The organism is Diaphorobacter sp. MNS-0, assembly GCF_019602835.1.
Taxonomy (GTDB): domain Bacteria; phylum Pseudomonadota; class Gammaproteobacteria; order Burkholderiales; family Burkholderiaceae_C; genus Diaphorobacter; species Diaphorobacter nitroreducens.
Genome location: NZ_CP080761.1, coordinates 2510124 through 2528716 on the forward strand (window position 1 = coordinate 2510124; position 18593 = coordinate 2528716).

Here is an 18593-nt window from a genome sequence, read left to right on the forward strand (position 1 = left end):
CGTGTGAGATCCCTTGGCAAACGCGCCACCCGGCCGCACAATTCACCACTTCCGCACCCAATTGGTGCTTTTTTTGAGAACATGCCTTGGCCCGGACAACCCCGTTGCCCGGGCTTTTGTCCGTTTGAGCGCGGCTGCCCGGCAGACGCGCTTTCACTATCGTTTACAAGGGAATCACACCATGCAGCGCAAGCCCCACATCATCCTGTCGTCCCTGGACCTGGAGCGCATCGAAGCCCTGCTGGAAAAACAAACCGCCCCCTTTCCTGGCCGGGAAGCACTGGAGGCCGAGCTGGACCGCGCCGACGTGTTCGATCCCAAGGACATGCCCCCCAACGTGGTGACCATGAATTCCACCGTGCGCTTCACGCTGCTGGAAACCGGCAAGACGAACACGCTGACGCTGGTCTACCCGAAGGAGATGGACGGCTCGGGCGACAAGGTGTCGGTGTTCGCACCCGTCGGCATCGCACTGCTGGGCCTGGGCGTGGGCGACGAATTCCAGATGCCCAGCCCCACCGGCCAGGTCACCGTGCGCGTGGACGCCATTGAGTTCCAACCCGAGAACGCGGGTGAGCTGCATCGCTGAGCGCGATCGCACCACCCAAGACCCGAGGCAGCCATGACTGGCTGCCTTTTTTTCGTCAGCGCAGGCCTGCCATGAGCGCGGTGGTCAGCAGGCCGGTTCCCACGAGCCCGGCCTGCCAGCGCAGCGCAGATTGCCATGTGGGAACGTGGCGCTCCACACGCTCGTACAGCAGGTGGCCCGCGGCGATCGACAGCACGAAAGCGATGCCCATGCCCGCCATCGCGGCGGCTACTGACTGCGGCCAGAAGTAGCTTTCCACCGCGTTGACGAGCACGCACACCGCAAAGTGCACGAGGAATACCGAATACGAGATCTGCCCCAGCCGGCTGAGCGGTGCCCAGCCTTGCCAGCGCTGCATGGCCGGGCTGCGCATGGCCACCACCAGCAGCAGCGCAGTCACGCCGGCCAGCGCAATGCGGGGGCGCCACTCCAGTGCCAACGCCGCCACCACCAGCGCCGCGATCAGCAGCGCCCAGCTCCAGGCTCCCAGCGCGCGGGGCGACTGCACGGCCCAGTAGGCCAGCATGCCAAGGCCATAGGCACCGAAGAAATACACCGCCCAGACGTCCCAATCGGCGTCGCGGTTGAAGTACAGCAGCGAGGCGGCGACGCCCGTCGCCACGAGTGCCTGCGCGCCGCTCAGGGCCCAGGGCCAGTAGCGGGACACACCACGCGCGCGCAGCGCCACCGCCACGCGTGATACGCCAGCCAGGATCAGTGTGGTGAGCGCGAACAGCTGAAAGTCGATGGCCACGTACCACACGCCGGCCGACAGCGACTCCTCGTCCAGCACGCTTTGCAGCAGCAACGCATGCGCAAGCAACTGGCCCAGGTCCGGCACGTCGGACACCGAGGCGTGGTCGAACCACGGTTGCACGGCCGCCTGCACGACGATGGCGATCACCAGCGCCACCGCGTAGGGCACCACCAGGCGCACGAAGCGCCGTGCGATGCGCTGGGCTGGGTCGGTAAAGCGCGCCTGCCCCTGCGGCGCCAGACTGGCCGCTGCCAGGAAGCCCCCCAGCACCAGAAACACCTGCACCGCCATGCGCGCGTATTCGTAGAGCCAGTCGATCAACCCCGGCACCGCTTGGCGCGCCACGTCGGACATGGGCCCGTAGAACGCCAGGTGGTGCCAGACGATGGCGGCGCAGGCCAGGCCTTTGGTGCAGTCGATCAACGCACTGCGGGAGGCATGAGACGGGGTGTGCTGGGACATTCAAAACAGGAACCCCGTGCCGGCAGCAGGCCTGCGACGGGGGTTCACGGTAATCGGGCAAGCCCAAGATTTTGCGCCTTTTGCGCTGATGCTGCTGACCGCTACACAGCGCACGCGCATCAACAAAAACGGCGCCCCTGGGGCGCCGTTGGGCCAACGGGGCTACGTGGCAGCCCCGCGCGGGCATCAGCCCAGGGCCAGGCGCTCGCGCGCTTGCTGGTATTCGCGGCGCAGGCGCGCGACGAGTTCAGCCGTCGAAGTGACCTCGGTGATGCTGCCGATGCCCTGGCCGCAGCCCCAGATGTCCTTCCAAGCCTTCTTGGCGTCGCCACCGAAGTTCATCTTGCTCGGATCGGACTCCGGTAGGTTGTCGGGGTCCAGGCCTGCCGCGCGGATCGACTGCGCCAGGTAGTTGCCGTGCACACCCGTGAACAGATTGCTGTAGACGATGTCGTCGGAGTTGCCCTCGACGATGGCCTGCTTGTACGCATCGATGGCGCGCGCCTCGTGCGTGGCGATGAAGGCCGAGCCGATGTAGGCGAAGTCCGCGCCCATGGCCTGCGCGGCCAGGATGGCGCCGCCCGAGGCGATGGAGCCCGACAGCGCGAGCGGACCGTCAAACCATTGGCGGATTTCCTGGATCAGCGCAAACGGGCTCTTCACCCCTGCGTGCCCCCCCGCGCCCGCCGCCACGGCGATGAGGCCGTCGGCCCCCTTCTCGATGGCCTTGTGCGCGAACTTGTTGTTGATGATGTCGTGCAGCACGATGCCGCCCCAGCTGTGCACGGCCTGGTTCACGTCCTCGCGCGCGCCCAGGCTGGTGATGACGATCGGCACCTTGTACTTGGCGCAGACCTGCATGTCGTGCTCCAGCCGGTCGTTGCTCTTGTGCACGATCTGGTTGATAGCGAACGGAGCGGAGGGCGACTCGGGATGCGCCTTGTCCCACGCCGCCAGCGTTTCGGTGATCTCGGCGAGCCAGTCGTCGAGTTGCTCCGCCGGCCGTGCGTTGAGCGCAGGCATGGAGCCCACGATGCCGGCCTTGCACTGCTCGATCACGAGCTGGGGGTTGCTGATGATGAACAGCGGCGAGCCGATGACGGGCAGCGAGGGTTTCTGCAACGCTGGGGGCAGTTTGGACATGCGGACGGTCTCCATAATAAAAATGGGCTATAGCGCTTTACCCGCAAGCGCTAGCAGCTATCAAAACAGAAGCAATTTTCAGAATGCTTCCAGCGGCAGAGCCGTGACGCTGGCCGCGCCGTGCACGATTGCGTCGCGCTGGCCCGGCGCCTTGGTCAGCAGGTGGTCGGCATAGAAGCGCGCCGTGGCGATCTTGGCCTGCATGAAGGCCACGTCCTGTCCCTTGGCGGACAGCTCCTGCGCCACCAGCAACGCGCGCGCCAGCTGCCAGCCCGCCACCAGATTGCCGGCCAGCATCAGATAGGGCACGCTGCCCGCATACACGTCGTTGGGGTGGGCCTTGGCGCCACCGGCGATGAAATCCACCACTTCCAGGAATGCCTGGCGTGCGGCAGCCAGGCGCTGGGCCACCGCTTGAGCGTCGGCCGTGCCGCTGGCGCGCAACTCGCCCTCGGTGGCCTCGATCTGCGCGGCAATCGCCTTGGCCGTCTGGCCGCCGTCGCGCGCCGTCTTGCGGCCCACCAGGTCGTTGGCCTGGATGGCGGTCGTGCCTTCGTAGATGGTGAGGATCTTCGCGTCGCGGTAGTACTGCGCAGCGCCCGTTTCCTCGATGAAGCCCATGCCGCCGTGTACCTGCACGCCCAGGCTGGCCACTTCCAGGCTCATTTCGGTGCTGTAGCCCTTGACCAGTGGCACCATGAATTCATAGAACACCGCGTTCTGCTTGCGCACCTCGGCATCGGGATGGTGGTGCGCGGCGTCGTAGGCCGCAGCAGCCGTGGTGGCCATGGCGCGGCAACCCTCGGTGTAGGCGCGCATGGTCATCAGCATGCGGCGCACGTCGGGGTGGTGAATGATGGCGGCGCTGCCGGCCACGCTGCCGTCGACCGGGCGGCTTTGCACGCGGTCGCGCGCGTACTGCACGGCCTTCTGGTAGGCGCGCTCGGCCACCGCGATGCCCTGCACGCCGACGGCGTAGCGCGCGGCGTTCATCATGATGAACATGTATTCCAGGCCCCGGTTTTCCTCACCCACGAGGTAGCCGATGGCGCCGCCGTTATCACCGTACTGCAGCACGGCCGTGGGCGACGCCTTGATGCCCATCTTGTGTTCGATGGACACGCAATGCACGTCGTTGCGCGCGCCCAGGCTGCCATCCTGGTTCACGAGGAACTTGGGCACCACGAACAGGCTGATGCCCTTCACGCCCTCGGGTGCACCCGCCACGCGCGCCAGCACCAGGTGCACGATGTTCTCCGCCATGTCGTGCTCGCCATAGGTGATGAAGATCTTGGTGCCGAAGACCTTGTACGTACCGTCGGGCTGGGGGTCGGCCTTGGTGCGCACCAGCGCCAGGTCGGAGCCTGCCTGCGGCTCGGTCAGGTTCATGGTGCCGGTCCACTCGCCCGTGACCAGCTTTTCCAGGTAGGTGGCCTTGAGTTCGTCGCTGCCGGCCGTGAGCAGCGCCTCGATGGCACCATCGGTCAGCAGCGGGCACAGCGCAAAGCTCAGGTTGGCGCTGTTGAGCATTTCCACGCAGGCCGCGCCGATGGTCTTGGGCAGGCCCTGGCCGCCGAAGTCGGCAGGGTGCTGCAAGCCCTGCCAGCCGCCCTCGGCGAACTGGCTGAAGGCCTCCTTGAAGCCCGGCGTGGTGGTCACGGCACCATCCTTGAACCAGGAGGGTTTCTCGTCGCCAACCACATTGAGCGGAGCCACCACGCCCTCGTTGAACTTCGCGCACTCTTCCAGCACGGCAGCGGCCGTGTCCAGACCAGCATCCTCGAAACCGGGAATCTGCGCGACCTGGTCGATGCGTGCCAAGTGCTCGATGGCGAACAGCATGTCCTTGACGGGGGCGGTGTAACTCATGGGTGTCTCCAACTCAAAACGGTACGAATGTGATCAAAAAAAAGGCATCGCAAGCGATGCCTTTTTGCCGGCGCAGCGGCTTACAGGGCCTTCACCAGTTCCGGCACGGCCTGGAACAGATCGGCCTCCAGCCCGTAGTCGGCCACCGCAAAGATCGGCGCCTCCGGGTCTTTGTTGATCGCCACGATCACCTTGCTGTCCTTCATCCCTGCCAGGTGCTGGATGGCCCCCGAGATCCCCGCCGCGATGTACAGCTGCGGCGCAACGATCTTGCCCGTTTGCCCCACCTGCAGGTCGTTCGGGGCGTAGCCCGCGTCCACCGCTGCGCGGCTGGCGCCAATGGCCGCGCCCAGCTTGTCCGCCAGCGGGGTCATGACTTCGTTGAACTTCTCGCTGCTGCCCAGCGCCCGGCCGCCCGAGACGATGATCTTGGCGGCGGTGAGCTCGGGGCGGTCGCTCTTGGTGACTTCGCGTCCTGCAAAGCTGCTCTTGCCGGCGTCGGCCACGGCGGCGGTGGTTTCCACCGCGGCGCTGCCGCCCGTGGCGGGCGCCGCGTCAAAGCCGGTGCCGCGCACGGTGATGACCTTGACGCTGTCCGCGCTTTGCACGGTGGCGATGGCGTTGCCCGCGTAGATGGGGCGCTCGAAGGTGTCGGCGGAGATCACTTTGGTGATGTCGCTGATCTGCGCCACGTCCAGCTTGGCGGCCACGCGCGGGGCGACGTTCTTGCCGCTGGCGGTGGCCGGGAACAGGATGTGGCTGTAGTTGCCGGCAATCTGCAGCACCTGGGCGGCCAGGTTCTCGGCCAGGCCGTCCTTCAGGCTGGCGCCGTCGGCGTGCAGGACTTTGGCGACGCCTGCGATTTGGGAGGCGGCCTGGGCGGCGGCCTGCGCGCCTTCACCGGCTACGAGCACGTGCACGTCGCCCCCGCAGGCGAGTGCGGCGGTGACGGTGTTCAGGGTGGCGGCCTTGAGGCTGGCGTTGTCGTGTTCTGCAATGACGAGTACGGTCATGTTGTTTCTCCTGTCCTGCCTTTAGATGACCTTGGCTTCGTTCTTGAGCTTGTCCACCAGCGTGGCGACGTCGGGCACTTTCACGCCGGCGCCGCGCTTCGGGGGTTCGGCCACCTTGAGGGTCTTGAGGCGCGGGGCCACGTCTATGCCGAGGTCTTCGGGTTTGACGGTGTCCAGCGGCTTTTTCTTGGCCTTCATGATGTTGGGCAGCGTGACGTAGCGCGGCTCGTTCAGGCGCAGGTCGGTGGTGATGACGGCCGGGGTGGTCAGGACCAGGGTTTCCAGGCCGCCGTCGACTTCGCGGGTGACGCTGACTTGGTCGCCGCTGACTTCGACTTTGCTGGCAAAGGTGGCTTGGGGCAGGTCGGCCAGGGCCGCCAGCATCTGGCCGGTCTGGTTGGCGTCGTCGTCGATGGCTTGCTTGCCCAGGATGATCAGGCCCGGTTGCTCTTTGTCCACCAGGGCCTTGAGCAGCTTGGCCACGGCCAGGGGTTGCAGCTCGGCATCGGTTTCCACCAGGATGCCGCGGTCGGCGCCAATGGCCATCGCCGTGCGCAGCGTTTCCTGGCATTGCGCCACGCCGCAGCTCACCGCGATCACTTCCGTGGCCACGCCTTTTTCTTTGAGCCGCACCGCCTCTTCCACGGCGATTTCGTCAAAGGGGTTCATGCTCATCTTCACGTTCGCGATGTCTACGCCCGTGCCGTCCGACTTCACCCGGACCTTCACGTTGTAGTCCACCACGCGCTTGACGGGGACCAAAACCTTCATTGCTGCGGCTCCTTCAATAGTTGATTGCTTGACGTTTACGTAAACCGGTCCATTCTATTGCGCACCGCAGCATTTCCGTCACGGAAACATGGTGCACAAGGCAAAAACGAACGATCGTGCTTTTTGACGATTATGCCAGTGCATTCATGGCAGGTCGAGGCCTACGCCGGTGGCAATGCCGCCGGCGCGACTCCATCCTGCCCCGGCGTCGAAGCCACGACATGCACCACGCGCTGCGGCTGTGCGATCTCGATACCCGCTGTGCGCAAGCCTTCCAGCACCGCGAGGTTGACGGCAGACCGCACGCTGGCAGTACCGGCAGCCGGATCATTGATCCAGTAATTGAGGTTGAACACCAGCCCGTCGGGCATGAAATCGAGCAAGAAGGCTACGGGCGCCGGGTCGCCCAGCACGCGCGCTTGCGCACTCGCCGCAGCACACAGGATCTGCTGCACCTTTGCGGCATCGCTGCCGTAGGCGACGGTGATATTGGTCGTGAGGTTGAATTTGCGGTCGGACGCGGTCAGGTTTTCCACGCGCTGGGTGATCAGGCTTTCGTTGGGCACGATGGACTCGCGCCCGTTGCCCGCGCGGATCAACGTGTAGCGCGTCTTGATGTCCGTGATGCGGCCCTCGAAACCATCCACGCGCACGTTGTCCCCAATGCGCAGCGAGCGTTCCAGCAGAATCACGAAGCCGCTGACGTAATTGGCCGCCAGCTTCTGCAGGCCAAAGCCCAGGCCCACGCCCAGCGCACCGCCCAGAACCGACAGCGCGGTGAGGTCCACCCCCACAGCGGCCAGCGCCAGCAGCAACCCCACGAACAGCAGCAGCGCCCGCGTGGCATTCACCGCCACCTTGCGCATGGACAGGTCGGCCACCGCATGGTCGAGCACGCGCCGCTCGAAAGTCGACGCCGCCCACAGCGCAGCCACCAGCACCAGGACCGCGGACAGACCGCCTTGCAGCAGCGCCAGCAGGCTGACGCTGGACTTGCCGAACGCGATGCGGATGTCGTCCAGTTCCTGCAGCACGCGCGGCAGCAGCCCGGCGATCCACAAGGCGGCCACGCCCCAGGCCAGCCAGGAGAGCACGCGCTCCATCAGGCGCATCAGGCCTGAACGCGGAAACGCCATGGCCAGCACGCGTGCCACGAAGCGGATCAGCACCAGCGATGTGAACACCGGCACCCCCAGGCGCAGCAGGAAAACCGCTTGGTAATGCTCCATCACCACGCGCGCCGCATACACCAGTGCCAGCACCACCGCAGGAAACATCAACCCGTCCACGATGCGGCGGCCGAACCAGACCGACTCCGGCGGCTGTCCTCGACCGGCCCGCCGGCTCAGCCCATAAGCGAGTGCCACGCTACCGGCCAGCACCGCCAGTTCCAGCCACAGGCTGGACAGCCGGAAGTCGGCCGCCAGCCGTTCCCACCATTCCATCAGCGCGGCGCTCCTCGGCTCAGGCCTTATCAGCAGCCGGCTTCCAGGCCGGCTGACGCTTCTCTGCAAAGGCGCGCGCACCTTCCTGCGCGGCGTCGTCCATCATGTTGGTGGCCATGGTCTGGCCCGCCAGTTGGTACGCCGCGTCCAGGCCCAGTTCGCGTTGCTGGTACACCAGCGCCTTGCCCATGGCCACGGCTACGCGGGGTTTCTGCAGAATGGACTGCACCAGCGACTCCACCTCGGCGTCCAGCGACTCGGGCGCCACCACGCGGTTGACCAGCCCCTGGTCCAACGCGGTGCGCGCGTCAATGAAGTCCCCGGTGAGCAGCATCTCCATGGCCCGCTTGGCCGGCACGTTGCGCACCAATGGCACGCTGGGCGTGGCGCAGAACAGGCCATAGTGGATGCCGCTGGTCGCAAAGGTCGCGTTTTCGCTGGCAACGGCCAGGTCGCACTGGGCCACCAACTGACAGCCCGCCGCCGTGGCCATGCCGTGCACACGCGCAATCACCGGTACGGGCAGCTTGTGGATGCTCAGCATCATGCGGCTGCACTGGGCGAACAGGCGCTGGTACCACGCCAAGTCCGAGTTGGCCGCCATATCCTTGAGGTTGTGGCCCGCACAGAAGGCCTTGCCAGCCGCGGCGAGCACCACCACGCGCACGCTGTCGTCGCGCGCAACATCGTCCAGTGCCTGCTGCAGTGCTGCCAGCATCTCGTGGCCGAGGGCGTTGAAGCGCGGCGCGTCATCCAGCGTGAGGGTGACCACGCCGCGATCGTCGCGCTGCACACGCAGTGGGCCGCCACCGGCCGCCGTGGAGGGGGAGGAAGTCATGGCGAAGTCTCCTGAGTACGAATACCGCGCGGCGCGCGCGGGGAAGAATCAAAGGTCTGCCAACACGCGCACATGGGCTTCCACGCTGCGCGCCAGCGGCCCCATCATGTAGCCGCCCTCAAGGCAGGACACGATGCGGCCGCGGGCGAAGCGCCGGGCCACATCCTTGACGCGCATGGTGATCCAGGCGTAGTCCTGTTCGTTGAGGCCGAGCTGGCCCATGTCGTCCTCGCGGTGCGCGTCAAAACCCGCACTCACGAAGATCATCTCGGGCTTGAACGATTCCAGCCGCGGCATCCAGACCATGTCCACGATGTCGCGCACCTCCATGCCCTTGGTATAGGCGGGCACAGGCACGTTGAGCATGTTGGACGCGGGCTCCTGGTCCCCGCAGTACGGGTAGAACGGATGCTGGAAGATGCTCACCATGAGCGCGCGCGGGTCGCCGGCCAGGATGTCCTCCGTGCCGTTGCCGTGGTGCACATCGAAGTCCACCACCGCTACGCGCTTCAAGTTGTAGCGCTGCAGCGCGTACTTGGCGGCGATGGCCACGTTGTTGAAGAAGCAAAAGCCCATGGCCTTGGTGCGCGTGGCGTGGTGGCCCGGCGGGCGCACGCTGCAAAAGGCGTTCTCGATCTCTCCGGCCATCACCGCGTCGGTGGCGGCCAGTGCGGCGCCCGCGGCGCGCAGTGCGGCCGTCCAGGTGTGGCGGTTCATCGAGGTGTCCGTGTCCACCTGCACATAGGGCGGTCCGCCCGCGGCCTCTTCCTCGATCAGCCGGTCTGACAGGCCGCGCAGCGCGGCCATGTGCATGCGGTCATGGGCCAGCTCGATGTCGGCCAGGGAGGCCAGCGGTACCTCACAATGCTGCAAGGCATCGGCCACGCCGGTCACCAGCAGCCGATCCTCGATGGCGTCCAGCCGCGCCGGGCATTCGGGGTGTCCTGGGCCCATCTCGTGCTTCCAGCAGTCACGGTGGGTGTAATAGCCCGTCTTGCTCACAGTCATTCCCCGGTGTCTCAATCGTTTTCGGATAACGTCACGCCATGCATGCACAGCAGAAGATCAAGTCGCTTTTGGATCAGCTTAACACGGTGATCGTGGGCAAAACCGCGCAGGTACAGGACTGCGTGGCCTGCCTGCTGGCCGGCGGGCACCTGCTCATCGAGGACGTACCAGGCGTTGGCAAGACCACGCTGGCCCATGCGCTGGCACGCACCTTCGGCCTGCAGTTCGCGCGTGTGCAGTTCACGGCCGACCTGATGCCCAGCGACCTCACCGGCGTGTCGGTGTACGAGCGTGGCAAGGAGGCCTTCGTGTTCCACCCCGGGCCGGTGTTCGCCCAGGTGCTGCTGGCCGACGAGATCAACCGCGCCAGCCCCAAGACGCAAAGCGCGCTGCTGGAGGCCATGGAGGAAAAGCAGGTGTCGGTGGAAGGCGAGACGCGCGCCCTGCCCCACCCGTTCTTCGTGATCGCCACGCAGAACCCGCACGACCAGCTGGGCACCTTCGCATTGCCCGAGAGCCAGCTCGACCGCTTCCTCATGCGCATCTCGCTGGGCTATCCCGACCGTGGCGCCGAGCGCCTGCTGCTGGCCGGCAGCGACCGCCGCGACATGCTGGACGGCCTGCTGCCGCTGCTGTCGCTGGACGATCTGGCCGCACTGCAGCACCAGGTGCTGGCCGTGCACACGGCCGAGCCACTGCTCAACTATGTGCAGGATCTCATCGCCGCCACGCGCTCGGGCCGCTGGTTCCTGCAGGGCCTGTCGCCGCGCGCGGGCATCGCGCTGATGCGGGCGGCCAAGGCCCAGGCGCTCATCGAGGGGCGCGACTACGTGGCGCCGGACGATGTGCAGGCCATCCTGCCGCAGACCATTGCCCACCGCCTGGTGCCGGTGGGCGACTCCGGCCGCGGCGCCGTGGAGCAGGTGCGCGCCATGGTCGAGTCCGTTCCCCTGCCCTGACGCCATGCCCGCAGCATTCGAGCAGGCCGCACCGCCCGGTGCCGCGGCCCCGCGGCAGATGCCCTGGCGTGCCGTGGCCGCGCGCTGGCAGCGCTGGTGGCTGGCACGCCTGCGGCGCACCGACACGCTCACGCTCACGCAGGGCAACATCTACATCCTGCCCACAGGCGCGGGATGGATGCTGGCCCTCACGCTGCTGGTGCTGCTGGTGGCGTCCATCAACTTCCAACTCAACCTGGGCTACCTGCTCACCTTCCTGCTCGCCGGCAGCGTGGTGGTGGGCGTGCACCTGTGCCACGCCACACTGCGCGGACTCACGCTGCACCTGGTGCCGCCGCAGCCGCAGTTCCTCGGTGCTGGCGCGCTGCTGCAGGTACAGCTGCACAACCCGCGGCGCGCCACGCGCCATGGCATCGCGTTGGCGGTGCGCGGCGGCCAGGCCGCGGAATGGGCCTGGACCGACGTGCCCGCCGAAGGCTCCGCCACCGTGCGGGTGGCGTTCCAGCCCGCGCGGCGCGGGCTGCAGGACGTGCCCGTGCTGATGGCGGAAACCCGCTACCCGCTGGGCACGTTCCGCGTGTGGACGCTGTGGCAGCCCGCCGCGCAGCTGCTGGTCTACCCGCGCCCGGAGGTGGGCGCCCCTGCGCTGCCCGCCGGCGAGCCGCGCTCGGGCAGCGGCGGCCAGGCACCGGCGCGCGGCATCGGCGAATTCGATGGCGTGCGCGCGTACCGCCGGGGTGACCCGCTCAAGCTGGTGGTCTGGAAGAAGGCCGCCAAGTCGCTTGCCACCGGCACCGACGACCTGGTGAGCCGCGACACCCAGCAGGCGCAGCACCACGAACTCTGGCTGGACGGCGCCGCCACCGGCCTGCAGGACCCGGAGGCCCGCGTCTCGCGCCTCACGGCCTGGGTGCTGCAGGCCGACCGGCTGGGCGTGGAATACGGCCTGCGCCTGCCCGGCCAGCAGGTTGCACCGGACAGCGGCGCCGCACACCGCCACCGCTGCCTGGAGGCACTGGCGCTGTGCTGATTCTGTGTTTGACATGAAAAAAGCGCCTAGCCCACTACCAACAAGCGCGGCCAGCTATTCATTCAATAGCAGCCCCTATCGACGCGCGGGAGCCTCGACGTGAATCTGGCCCAGCGGCTTTCGCATCTGCCGCGCGAAGCGCGCGACACCCTGTTCCTGCTGGCGGTGGTGGCCTGTTGCGTGGCGCCGCTGGCCGCGTACCTGCCGCTGTGGACCAGCGCGCTGGCCGCAGCGCTGCTGGCCTGGCGCGGCTGGCTGGCCGTGGGCGCGCGTGCCCTGCCGGGGCGCTGGATGATTGGCGCACTGCTTGCGGCGGCCGTGGCACTCACGCTGCTGTCGCACCGCACCATCGTCGGGCGCGACGCGGGCGTGACGCTGATCGTGGTGCTGCTGGCGCTCAAGACGCTGGAGCTGCGCGCGCGGCGCGATGCCATGGTGGTGTTCTTCCTCGGCTTCTTCACGCTGCTGGCCAACTTCTTCTTCTCGCAGTCGCTGCCCACGGCCGCCGCCCTGCTGGTGGCGCTGCTCGGGCTGCTCACCGCGCTGGTCAACGCCCACATGCCGGTGGGGCGGCCGCCGCTGGCGGCCTCCATGCGCACCGCCGCGCGCATGGCGCTGCTGGGCGCGCCCATCATGGTGGCGCTGTTCCTGCTGTTTCCGCGCATGGCACCGCTGTGGGGCGTGCCGGACGATGCGCGCTCGGGGCGCAGCGGCCTGTCGGGGGAGATGTCCATCGGCAGCATGGCGTCGCTGGTGCTGGACGACAGCGTGGCGCTGCGCGTGCGCTTTGACACGCCGGGCGGAGCCCCACCGCCGCAAAGCAGCCTGTACTTTCGCGGCCCGGTGCTCACGGCCTTCAACGGGCGTGACTGGTATGCGCTGTCGCAGCCCGAGGCGCGCGGCATCACCTGGGCCTACCCCACGCCGGCCAACCTGCAAATGCAGGGTGAGTCCGTGCGCTACGAGGTCACGCTGGAGCCCAGCCGCCGCCCCTGGCTGCTGACGCTGGACGCCGTGCAGGAGCGGCCCGAACTCCCACAGGGCACTGGCGCGATGATGTCGCCCGAACTGCTGTGGTCCGCCAGCCGGCCCATCTCCAGCGTGCTGCGCTACCGCGCCGAAAGCCACCTGCGCTTCACCCACGGCCCCACGCGGCGCACCTCCCTGCTGAACGGCTACGTGGAACTACCCGCGGAGATGAACCCCCGCACCCTGGCCCTGGCCGAACAGATGCAGGCCGACCCCGCGATCGCGGCGCGCGTGGCCGCCAGCGGGGCACAGGCCTACATCGACGCCGCACTGGCACGGCTGCGCACGGGCGGCTACACCTACACGCTGGAGCCCGGCGTGTACGGGGAGCACACGGCCGACGAGTTCTGGTTCGACCGCAAGGAAGGCTTTTGCGAGCACATCGCCTCGGCCTTCGTAGTGCTGATGCGCGCGCTGGACGTGCCATCGCGCATCGTCACGGGCTACCAGGGGGGCGAGCTCAACGGTATCGATGGCTACTGGACCGTGCGCCAGAGCGACGCCCACGCCTGGGCCGAGGTCTGGCTGGAGGGCCGCGGCTGGGTGCGCGTGGACCCCACGGGGGCCGTGTCGCCGGGGCGCATCGGCCAGTTCCAGCGATTGCAGGCGCCACGCGGCGTGTTGGGCACCGCGATGGATGCCGTCGTCAACCCTTCGCTGGTACGCAGTCTGCGGTCGGTGTGGGAGGCTGTGAACAACGGCTGGAACCAATGGGTGCTGAACTACACCCAGGGGCGCCAGCTCGATTTGCTCAAGTCGCTGGGCATGCAGTCGCCCAGTTGGCAGGACCTGGTGCGCCTGCTGGGCCTGCTGGCCGCGCTGGCCGCCGCCGCGGGCGCAGGCTGGGCCCTGTGGGAGCGCAGCCGCCAGGACCCCTGGCAGCGCCTGCTGCTGCAGGCCCGCCAGCGACTGGCACACGCCGGCCTGCCGCTGCCACCCCACCTGCCGCCACGCACCATGGCCGCGCGTGCGCGCGCCGAACTGGGCGCCCCCGCCGAAGCCGCCGCGCAGTGGCTGCTGCGCGTGGAGCAGGCCCGCTACGCCCCCGAACCCCGCGCCCTGCTGGCCGACCTGCAGCGCGAATTGCGCCGCCTGCCCTGGCCCACCGCGCAGAATCCACGCCCCTCTGCCCCATGATCCGCACCCTTGCAAAAGCTACTTTTTTCATAGCTGTCAGCGCTTTACCCATAAGCGCTTTAGCCCAAAATCATTCTAAAAAGACAGCCACCAAGACGGCGGCCATCTACCACTATGCGCAACGTGCGCAGGCCATGCAATTCGCCGACGATCTGGCAGAGCGGCGCGGGCTGGACCGCGAATGGGTGCGCCAGGCGATCGGGCAAGCGCGGCTGCTGCCCCAGGTGCCGCGCCTGGTGCTGCCGCCCGCGCGGGGTACGCCCAAGAACTGGGCGGCCTACCGTGCGCGCTTCGTGGAGCCCACGCGCATCCGCGCGGGCCTGCGCTTCTGGCAGGACAACGCCGAAGCGCTGGCACGCGCTGAAACGCAATACGGCGTGCCCGCCGAGATCATCGTGGGCATCATCGGCGTGGAGACACTCTACGGCCAGCACATGGGCAACCTGCGGGTGATCGACGCGCTGGCCACGCTGGCCTTCGACTTTCCCGACGCACACCCGCGCGCGGCCGAGCGGCGCGCGTTCTTCCAGCGCGAGCTGGAGCAGTTTCTGACCCTCATGGACCGCACGGGCATCGACCCGCACACCCCGCGCGGCAGCTACGCGGGCGCCATGGGTCTGGGGCAGTTCATGCCGTCGAGCTGGTCGCGCTACGCGGTGGATTTCGACGGCGACGGCCGCATCGACCTGTGGCGCAGCGCACAGGACGCCATCGGCTCCGTGGCCAACTACTTCGTGGGCCACGGCTGGCAGAGCGGCATGCCCACGCACTACGCAGTGGCGTTCGACGCGGCCACGCTGCAGTTGGACGCGCTGCTGGCGCCGGACATCCTGCCCACTTTCAGCGTCGCCAGCATGGCGGCCCAAGGGGCGCACGTGCAGAGCGAAGGCGCGCAGCACACGGGTCCATTAGCGCTGGTGGAACTGCAGAATGGCGCTGAGGCGCCCAGCTACGTGGCCGGCACCGAGAACTTCTATGCGATCACGCGCTACAACTGGTCGAGCTACTACGCCATGGCGGTGATTGAGCTGGGCCGTGAAATCGCAACGGCGCGTGCCACGCCACGGTAGCGGCGCACCCGTCTCATGCGGGCGTCCCTCGGGCATGCGCCTGGCAAGTCTGCACGAAGGCTGCCAGCGTGGGCGATTGCCTATGCCCCGCGCGCTGGAGCAGCGAAAAATGGCGCCACATGCGCGGCAGCAGGGTAGACAGCAGCACCAGTTCGCCGGCATCAAGCAGCGGCTGCACCAACACGCGCGACAGGCAGCTGATGCCCAGCCCTTGGGCCACGCAGCGCGCGATCGCCTCAGAACTGCCTAGCGTAGCGGCTGAGGGCAGCTGGTGCAGACGCGGCAGCAAAGCGTGCTCCACCATCTCGCGCGTACCTGACCCCTGCTCGCGCAGCAGCCAGCGCGCACTGCGTAATGCGGCCGCGCCCAGCGGCCGGGCTTGAGCTGCCTTCACCAACGGGTCGTGTGGTGCGGAGACGATGACCAGCTCGTCACGCTGCCAAGGCTGGACCTGCAGCCCCGGCCAGTGGCTGGCGCCCTCGATCAGCCCCAGGTCGGCCTCCAGCGCCTGCACGGCGTGTGCCACCTCGCGCGTGTTGCCGATCTGCAGGTCCACGCTCACCTGTGGGTGGCTGCGCGCAAAGGCGGCCAGTACGCGGGGCAGCGCATAGCTGCCGATGGTGGTGCTGGCCGCCACGCGCAGGCGTACCGGCAGGACCGCACTCTGCGCGCCAAAGGCCTGCTCGATGGTGTGCGCCTGCGCCAACAGCTCCAGCGCCTGCGGCAGCAGTGCACGTCCCGCATCGTTGAGCACCAGGCTGCGGCCCGCGCGCTCAAACAGCGGCGCGCCCAGGCAATGCTCCAGCTGCTGCAGCGCCGCGCTGGTGGCCGACTGCGACAGCGCCACCACGTGTGCCGCAGCCACCGTGGAGCCGCTTTGCGCCACGGCGCTGAATATCTCGAGCTGGCGCAAGGTGATATGCAGCATAAGACGAACCAGTTTTCCAGGTAGATTTTACAAAAAGTATTTGTTATACAAATATAACTAATATTTCTAAAGTGGGCGCCTGCCGTAAGGACCTTTTACCAGCGGCCGCTGTCATGCCCCTTGCTCCGCTTACCCTCGCCTCCTTCACTACCGAGCCAGTCCGCTGGCTGCCAGGGCTGCTGCTGAGCGGCGCCATCGCGGCGGGCGCGCTGCACCTGGCCGGTCAACCGTTTTTTGTAGGGCATGGCCTGAGTACCCTGACGCTCGCGATCGTGTTCGGGCTGCTGCTAGGCAACACCCTATACCCACGCCTGGCACAGACCTGTGCGCCCGGCGTGGGCTTGGCCAAACAGCAGCTGCTGCGCACAGGCATCGTGTTGTACGGCCTGCGTCTGACCTTCCAGGACATCGCCCACATGGGCTGGGGTGGCGTCGCCGTGGACGCCCTGGTGCTGGCCAGTACCTTCGGGCTGGCCAGTTGGCTGGGCCAGCGCGTCCTGGGGCTGGACCGGCGCACCACGCTGCTCGTCGGCGCGGGCAGCTCCATCTGCGGCGCGGCCGCCGTGCTGGCGACGGCGCCCGTGGTCAAGGGACGCGCCCAGGATGTAGCCGTCGCCGTGGCCACCGTGGTGGTGTTCGGCACGCTGGGCATGTTCCTGTATCCCGCGCTATACCACTGGAACGCCTCCTGGGACTGGATAGACATGAATGCGCAGCAATACGGCCTCTACGTGGGCGCCACGGTACACGAGGTAGCGCAGGTGGTGGCCGCGGGCGCAGCCATCGGCCCCGAAGCCGCCGCCACCGCCGTGATCGCCAAGATGACGCGCGTGATGATGCTGGCGCCCTTCCTGCTCGTCCTGTCCTTCTTCCTGGCGCGCGCACGGCACGGCGCGGCTGCAGGCCAGAAGGATGCAGGCGGCAGCCGGGCCATCACCATTCCCTGGTTTGCCCTGGGCTTCGTGGCCATGGCTGGCGTGAACTCGCTGGACATGCTGCCCGATGCGGTGGTGCGGGCCGGCGTGCGCCTGGACGACCTGCTGCTGGCCATGGCCATGGCGGCCCTGGGCCTCACCACCCATGTGCGCGCAGTGCGCGCCGCGGGACTCAGGCCGCTGCTACTGGCCGCCGCGCTGTTTGCCTGGCTGCTGGGGGCGGGGCTGCTGCTGAGCCGTTACCTGCCGCAGTGGCCTTGAATCAGGGCCGCTGCATGCGGCAGGTGCTGGGCATCTGCGCCTTGTCCGCCGGGATCTGCCGCACCACGCGGAAGCCGTAGCCCGAGCCCTCCACGTCGAACTTCACGCCCGGCGCACCCAGCCGGTCCATCACGCCCACGACGAGGGGTTGCTGGAACTGGTGATCCTGCGCGCGCATGCGGCCCGCCTGGCCGTACAGGGTCACGCTAGCGTGCTCCAGCGCGCGCGCCACTGGCAGCGCGTCGGTGCTGCCGGCCTGCTGCATGGCCTGGGCCAGGGCCTCGACCATGAGCTGCATGCGCATGTGCACGTAGTCGTCCTGCGGCTGCGGGAAGCGTGCGCGGAAGGCCCGGTAGAAGTCCTCGCTGCCCTTCGTGGGCAGGTTGGGCAGCCAGTCGGCCACGGCCACCACCTTGCCCACGCCGGCATCGCCCAGGGCCGCGGGCGCGCCGAGCGCGTTGCCGTAGAAGGTATAGAACATGCCGTCGTAGCCCACCTCCCGCGCAGCCTTGACCAGCAGCGTGAGGTCATTGCCCCAATTGCCCGTGATGACGGCTTGCGCGCCGCTGGCCTTGATCTTCACGGCGTAGGGCGCGAAGTCCTTCACGCGGCCCACGGCGTGCAGCTCGTCGCCGACGATGGCGACATCGGGCCGTTGCGCGGCCAGCTGGCGCCGGGCTTCGCGCAGCACGGCCTGGCCGAAGCTGTAGTCCTGCCCGATGAGGTAGGCGCGCTGCAGGGCCTTGTCCTCTCGGACCACCTCCATGAGCGCTGCCATGCGCATGTCGGCATGCGCGTCGAAGCGAAAGTGCCAGAAGCTGCACTTCTCGTTCGTGAGGGCGGGGTCCACGGCCGAATAGTTCAGGAACACCACACGCTTGCCGGGCTCGCGCTGGTTGTGCTTGTTGATCGCGTCGATGAGCGCAGTGGCCGTGGCCGATGAGTTGCCCTGCATGACGAAACGCGCGCCGCCGTCAATGGCGGAGCGCAGCGCGGACAGCGCCTCTTCGTTGGTGCCCTTGCTGTCGTAGCGCACCAGCATCAGCGGCCGCGCCCCGCCCGCCGCAGGGGGCAGTGCCACGCCGCCGCGCGCGTTCACACGTTCCATGGCCCAGGCGATGTTGCGGAACACCGCCTCGCCGGTATTGGCAAAGCTGCCGGACAGGCTCTCGATCAGCGCCACGCGGATCGGCGCGCCCTGGGGCGGCGCCGCTGCACCGGCCAGCGGCGTCGCAACGCCCAGCAGGGAGGACAGAGCCAACGCACAGGCGCGCAGAACATGGCGGCGGGGCAGGATCATCATGGCAACGGGCACAAGCAGGAAAAGATGGCAGCGCAGCGGCGCGCTG

General features: G+C 67.9%; 15 protein-coding genes and 1 pseudogene. 6 read left to right on the forward strand and 10 right to left on the reverse strand.

All coding sequences use genetic code 11. The features are described from left to right. The first annotated feature begins 181 nt into the window (after positions 1–181). Positions 182–589 carry a nucleoside diphosphate kinase regulator gene (gene rnk / locus K2L43_RS11965; RefSeq protein ID WP_011805961.1) on the forward strand — a complete coding sequence of 136 codons (408 nt, stop codon included), beginning with the start codon at positions 182–184 and terminating at the stop codon, positions 587–589. Between the two features lie 55 nt (positions 590–644). Here rnk and K2L43_RS11970 read toward each other — a convergent pair whose 3' ends face one another. From K2L43_RS11970 to K2L43_RS12005, 8 genes are all read right to left on the reverse strand, one after another. Further along, on the reverse strand, positions 645–1808 hold the full coding sequence (locus K2L43_RS11970; RefSeq protein ID WP_220637627.1) for an acyltransferase: 1164 nt from the start codon (positions 1806–1808) through the stop codon (positions 645–647). Between the two features lie 186 nt (positions 1809–1994). Next, the gene (locus K2L43_RS11975; protein ID WP_220637628.1) at positions 1995–2951 is read right to left on the reverse strand and encodes a nitronate monooxygenase family protein; all 957 of its coding nucleotides are present in this window, start codon (positions 2949–2951) and stop codon (positions 1995–1997) included. Between the two features lie 78 nt (positions 2952–3029). Continuing rightward, on the reverse strand, positions 3030–4820 hold the full coding sequence (locus K2L43_RS11980) for an acyl-CoA dehydrogenase (RefSeq protein WP_011805964.1): 1791 nt from the start codon (positions 4818–4820) through the stop codon (positions 3030–3032). Between the two features lie 80 nt (positions 4821–4900). Further along, on the reverse strand, positions 4901–5833 hold the full coding sequence (locus K2L43_RS11985) for an electron transfer flavoprotein subunit alpha/FixB family protein (RefSeq protein ID WP_015913713.1): 933 nt from the start codon (positions 5831–5833) through the stop codon (positions 4901–4903). A 21-nt stretch (positions 5834–5854) separates the two neighbouring features. Beyond that, the gene (locus K2L43_RS11990) at positions 5855–6604 is read right to left on the reverse strand and encodes an electron transfer flavoprotein subunit beta/FixA family protein (protein ID WP_220637629.1); all 750 of its coding nucleotides are present in this window, start codon (positions 6602–6604) and stop codon (positions 5855–5857) included. Positions 6605–6765: 161 nt separating this feature from the next. Beyond that, positions 6766–8049 (reverse strand): mechanosensitive ion channel family protein, encoded by a 1284-nt coding sequence (locus K2L43_RS11995; protein ID WP_220637630.1) that lies wholly within the window; start codon positions 8047–8049, stop codon positions 6766–6768. Between the two features lie 19 nt (positions 8050–8068). Beyond that, complete coding sequence (locus K2L43_RS12000) at positions 8069–8887, reverse strand: enoyl-CoA hydratase (protein WP_220637631.1); 819 nt, start codon at positions 8885–8887, stop codon at positions 8069–8071. 48 nt (positions 8888–8935) lie between these two features. Beyond that, positions 8936–9895 (reverse strand): histone deacetylase family protein, encoded by a 960-nt coding sequence (locus K2L43_RS12005; RefSeq protein WP_011805969.1) that lies wholly within the window; start codon positions 9893–9895, stop codon positions 8936–8938. A 38-nt stretch (positions 9896–9933) separates the two neighbouring features. Here K2L43_RS12005 and K2L43_RS12010 point away from each other — a divergent pair, with 38 nt between their 5' ends. The 4 genes and pseudogenes from K2L43_RS12010 to mltB all read left to right on the forward strand — a co-directional run bounded on the left by K2L43_RS12010 (position 9934) and on the right by mltB (position 15120). Continuing rightward, positions 9934–10854: a MoxR family ATPase gene (locus K2L43_RS12010; RefSeq protein WP_047350480.1), complete on the forward strand. Its 921-nt coding sequence runs from the start codon at positions 9934–9936 to the stop codon at positions 10852–10854. Between the two features lie 4 nt (positions 10855–10858). Next, the gene (locus tag K2L43_RS12015) at positions 10859–11884 is read left to right on the forward strand and encodes a DUF58 domain-containing protein (protein WP_220637632.1); all 1026 of its coding nucleotides are present in this window, start codon (positions 10859–10861) and stop codon (positions 11882–11884) included. Between the two features lie 13 nt (positions 11885–11897). Next, positions 11898–14050, forward strand: a pseudogene (locus K2L43_RS12020) (transglutaminaseTgpA domain-containing protein). Beyond that, on the forward strand, positions 14047–15120 hold the full coding sequence (gene mltB / locus K2L43_RS12025; RefSeq protein WP_047350483.1) for a lytic murein transglycosylase B: 1074 nt from the start codon (positions 14047–14049) through the stop codon (positions 15118–15120). The pseudogene K2L43_RS12020 and the gene mltB overlap by 4 nt, the downstream one beginning before the upstream one ends. Before the next feature lie 13 nt (positions 15121–15133). On the opposite strand, the gene K2L43_RS12030 is transcribed toward mltB, so the two are convergent. Continuing rightward, positions 15134–16048, reverse strand: coding sequence for a LysR family transcriptional regulator (locus tag K2L43_RS12030; RefSeq protein WP_011805974.1), 915 nt, complete (start codon positions 16046–16048; stop codon positions 15134–15136). Between the two features lie 113 nt (positions 16049–16161). On the opposite strand from K2L43_RS12030, the gene K2L43_RS12035 reads away from it, so the two are divergent. Beyond that, positions 16162–17244: a YeiH family protein gene (locus tag K2L43_RS12035; protein WP_220637634.1), complete on the forward strand. Its 1083-nt coding sequence runs from the start codon at positions 16162–16164 to the stop codon at positions 17242–17244. A gap of 1 nt (position 17245) precedes the next feature. On the opposite strand, the gene K2L43_RS12040 is transcribed toward K2L43_RS12035, so the two are convergent. Further along, complete coding sequence (locus K2L43_RS12040) at positions 17246–18544, reverse strand: branched-chain amino acid ABC transporter substrate-binding protein (protein ID WP_220638999.1); 1299 nt, start codon at positions 18542–18544, stop codon at positions 17246–17248. Positions 18545–18593: the final 49 nt, after the last annotated feature.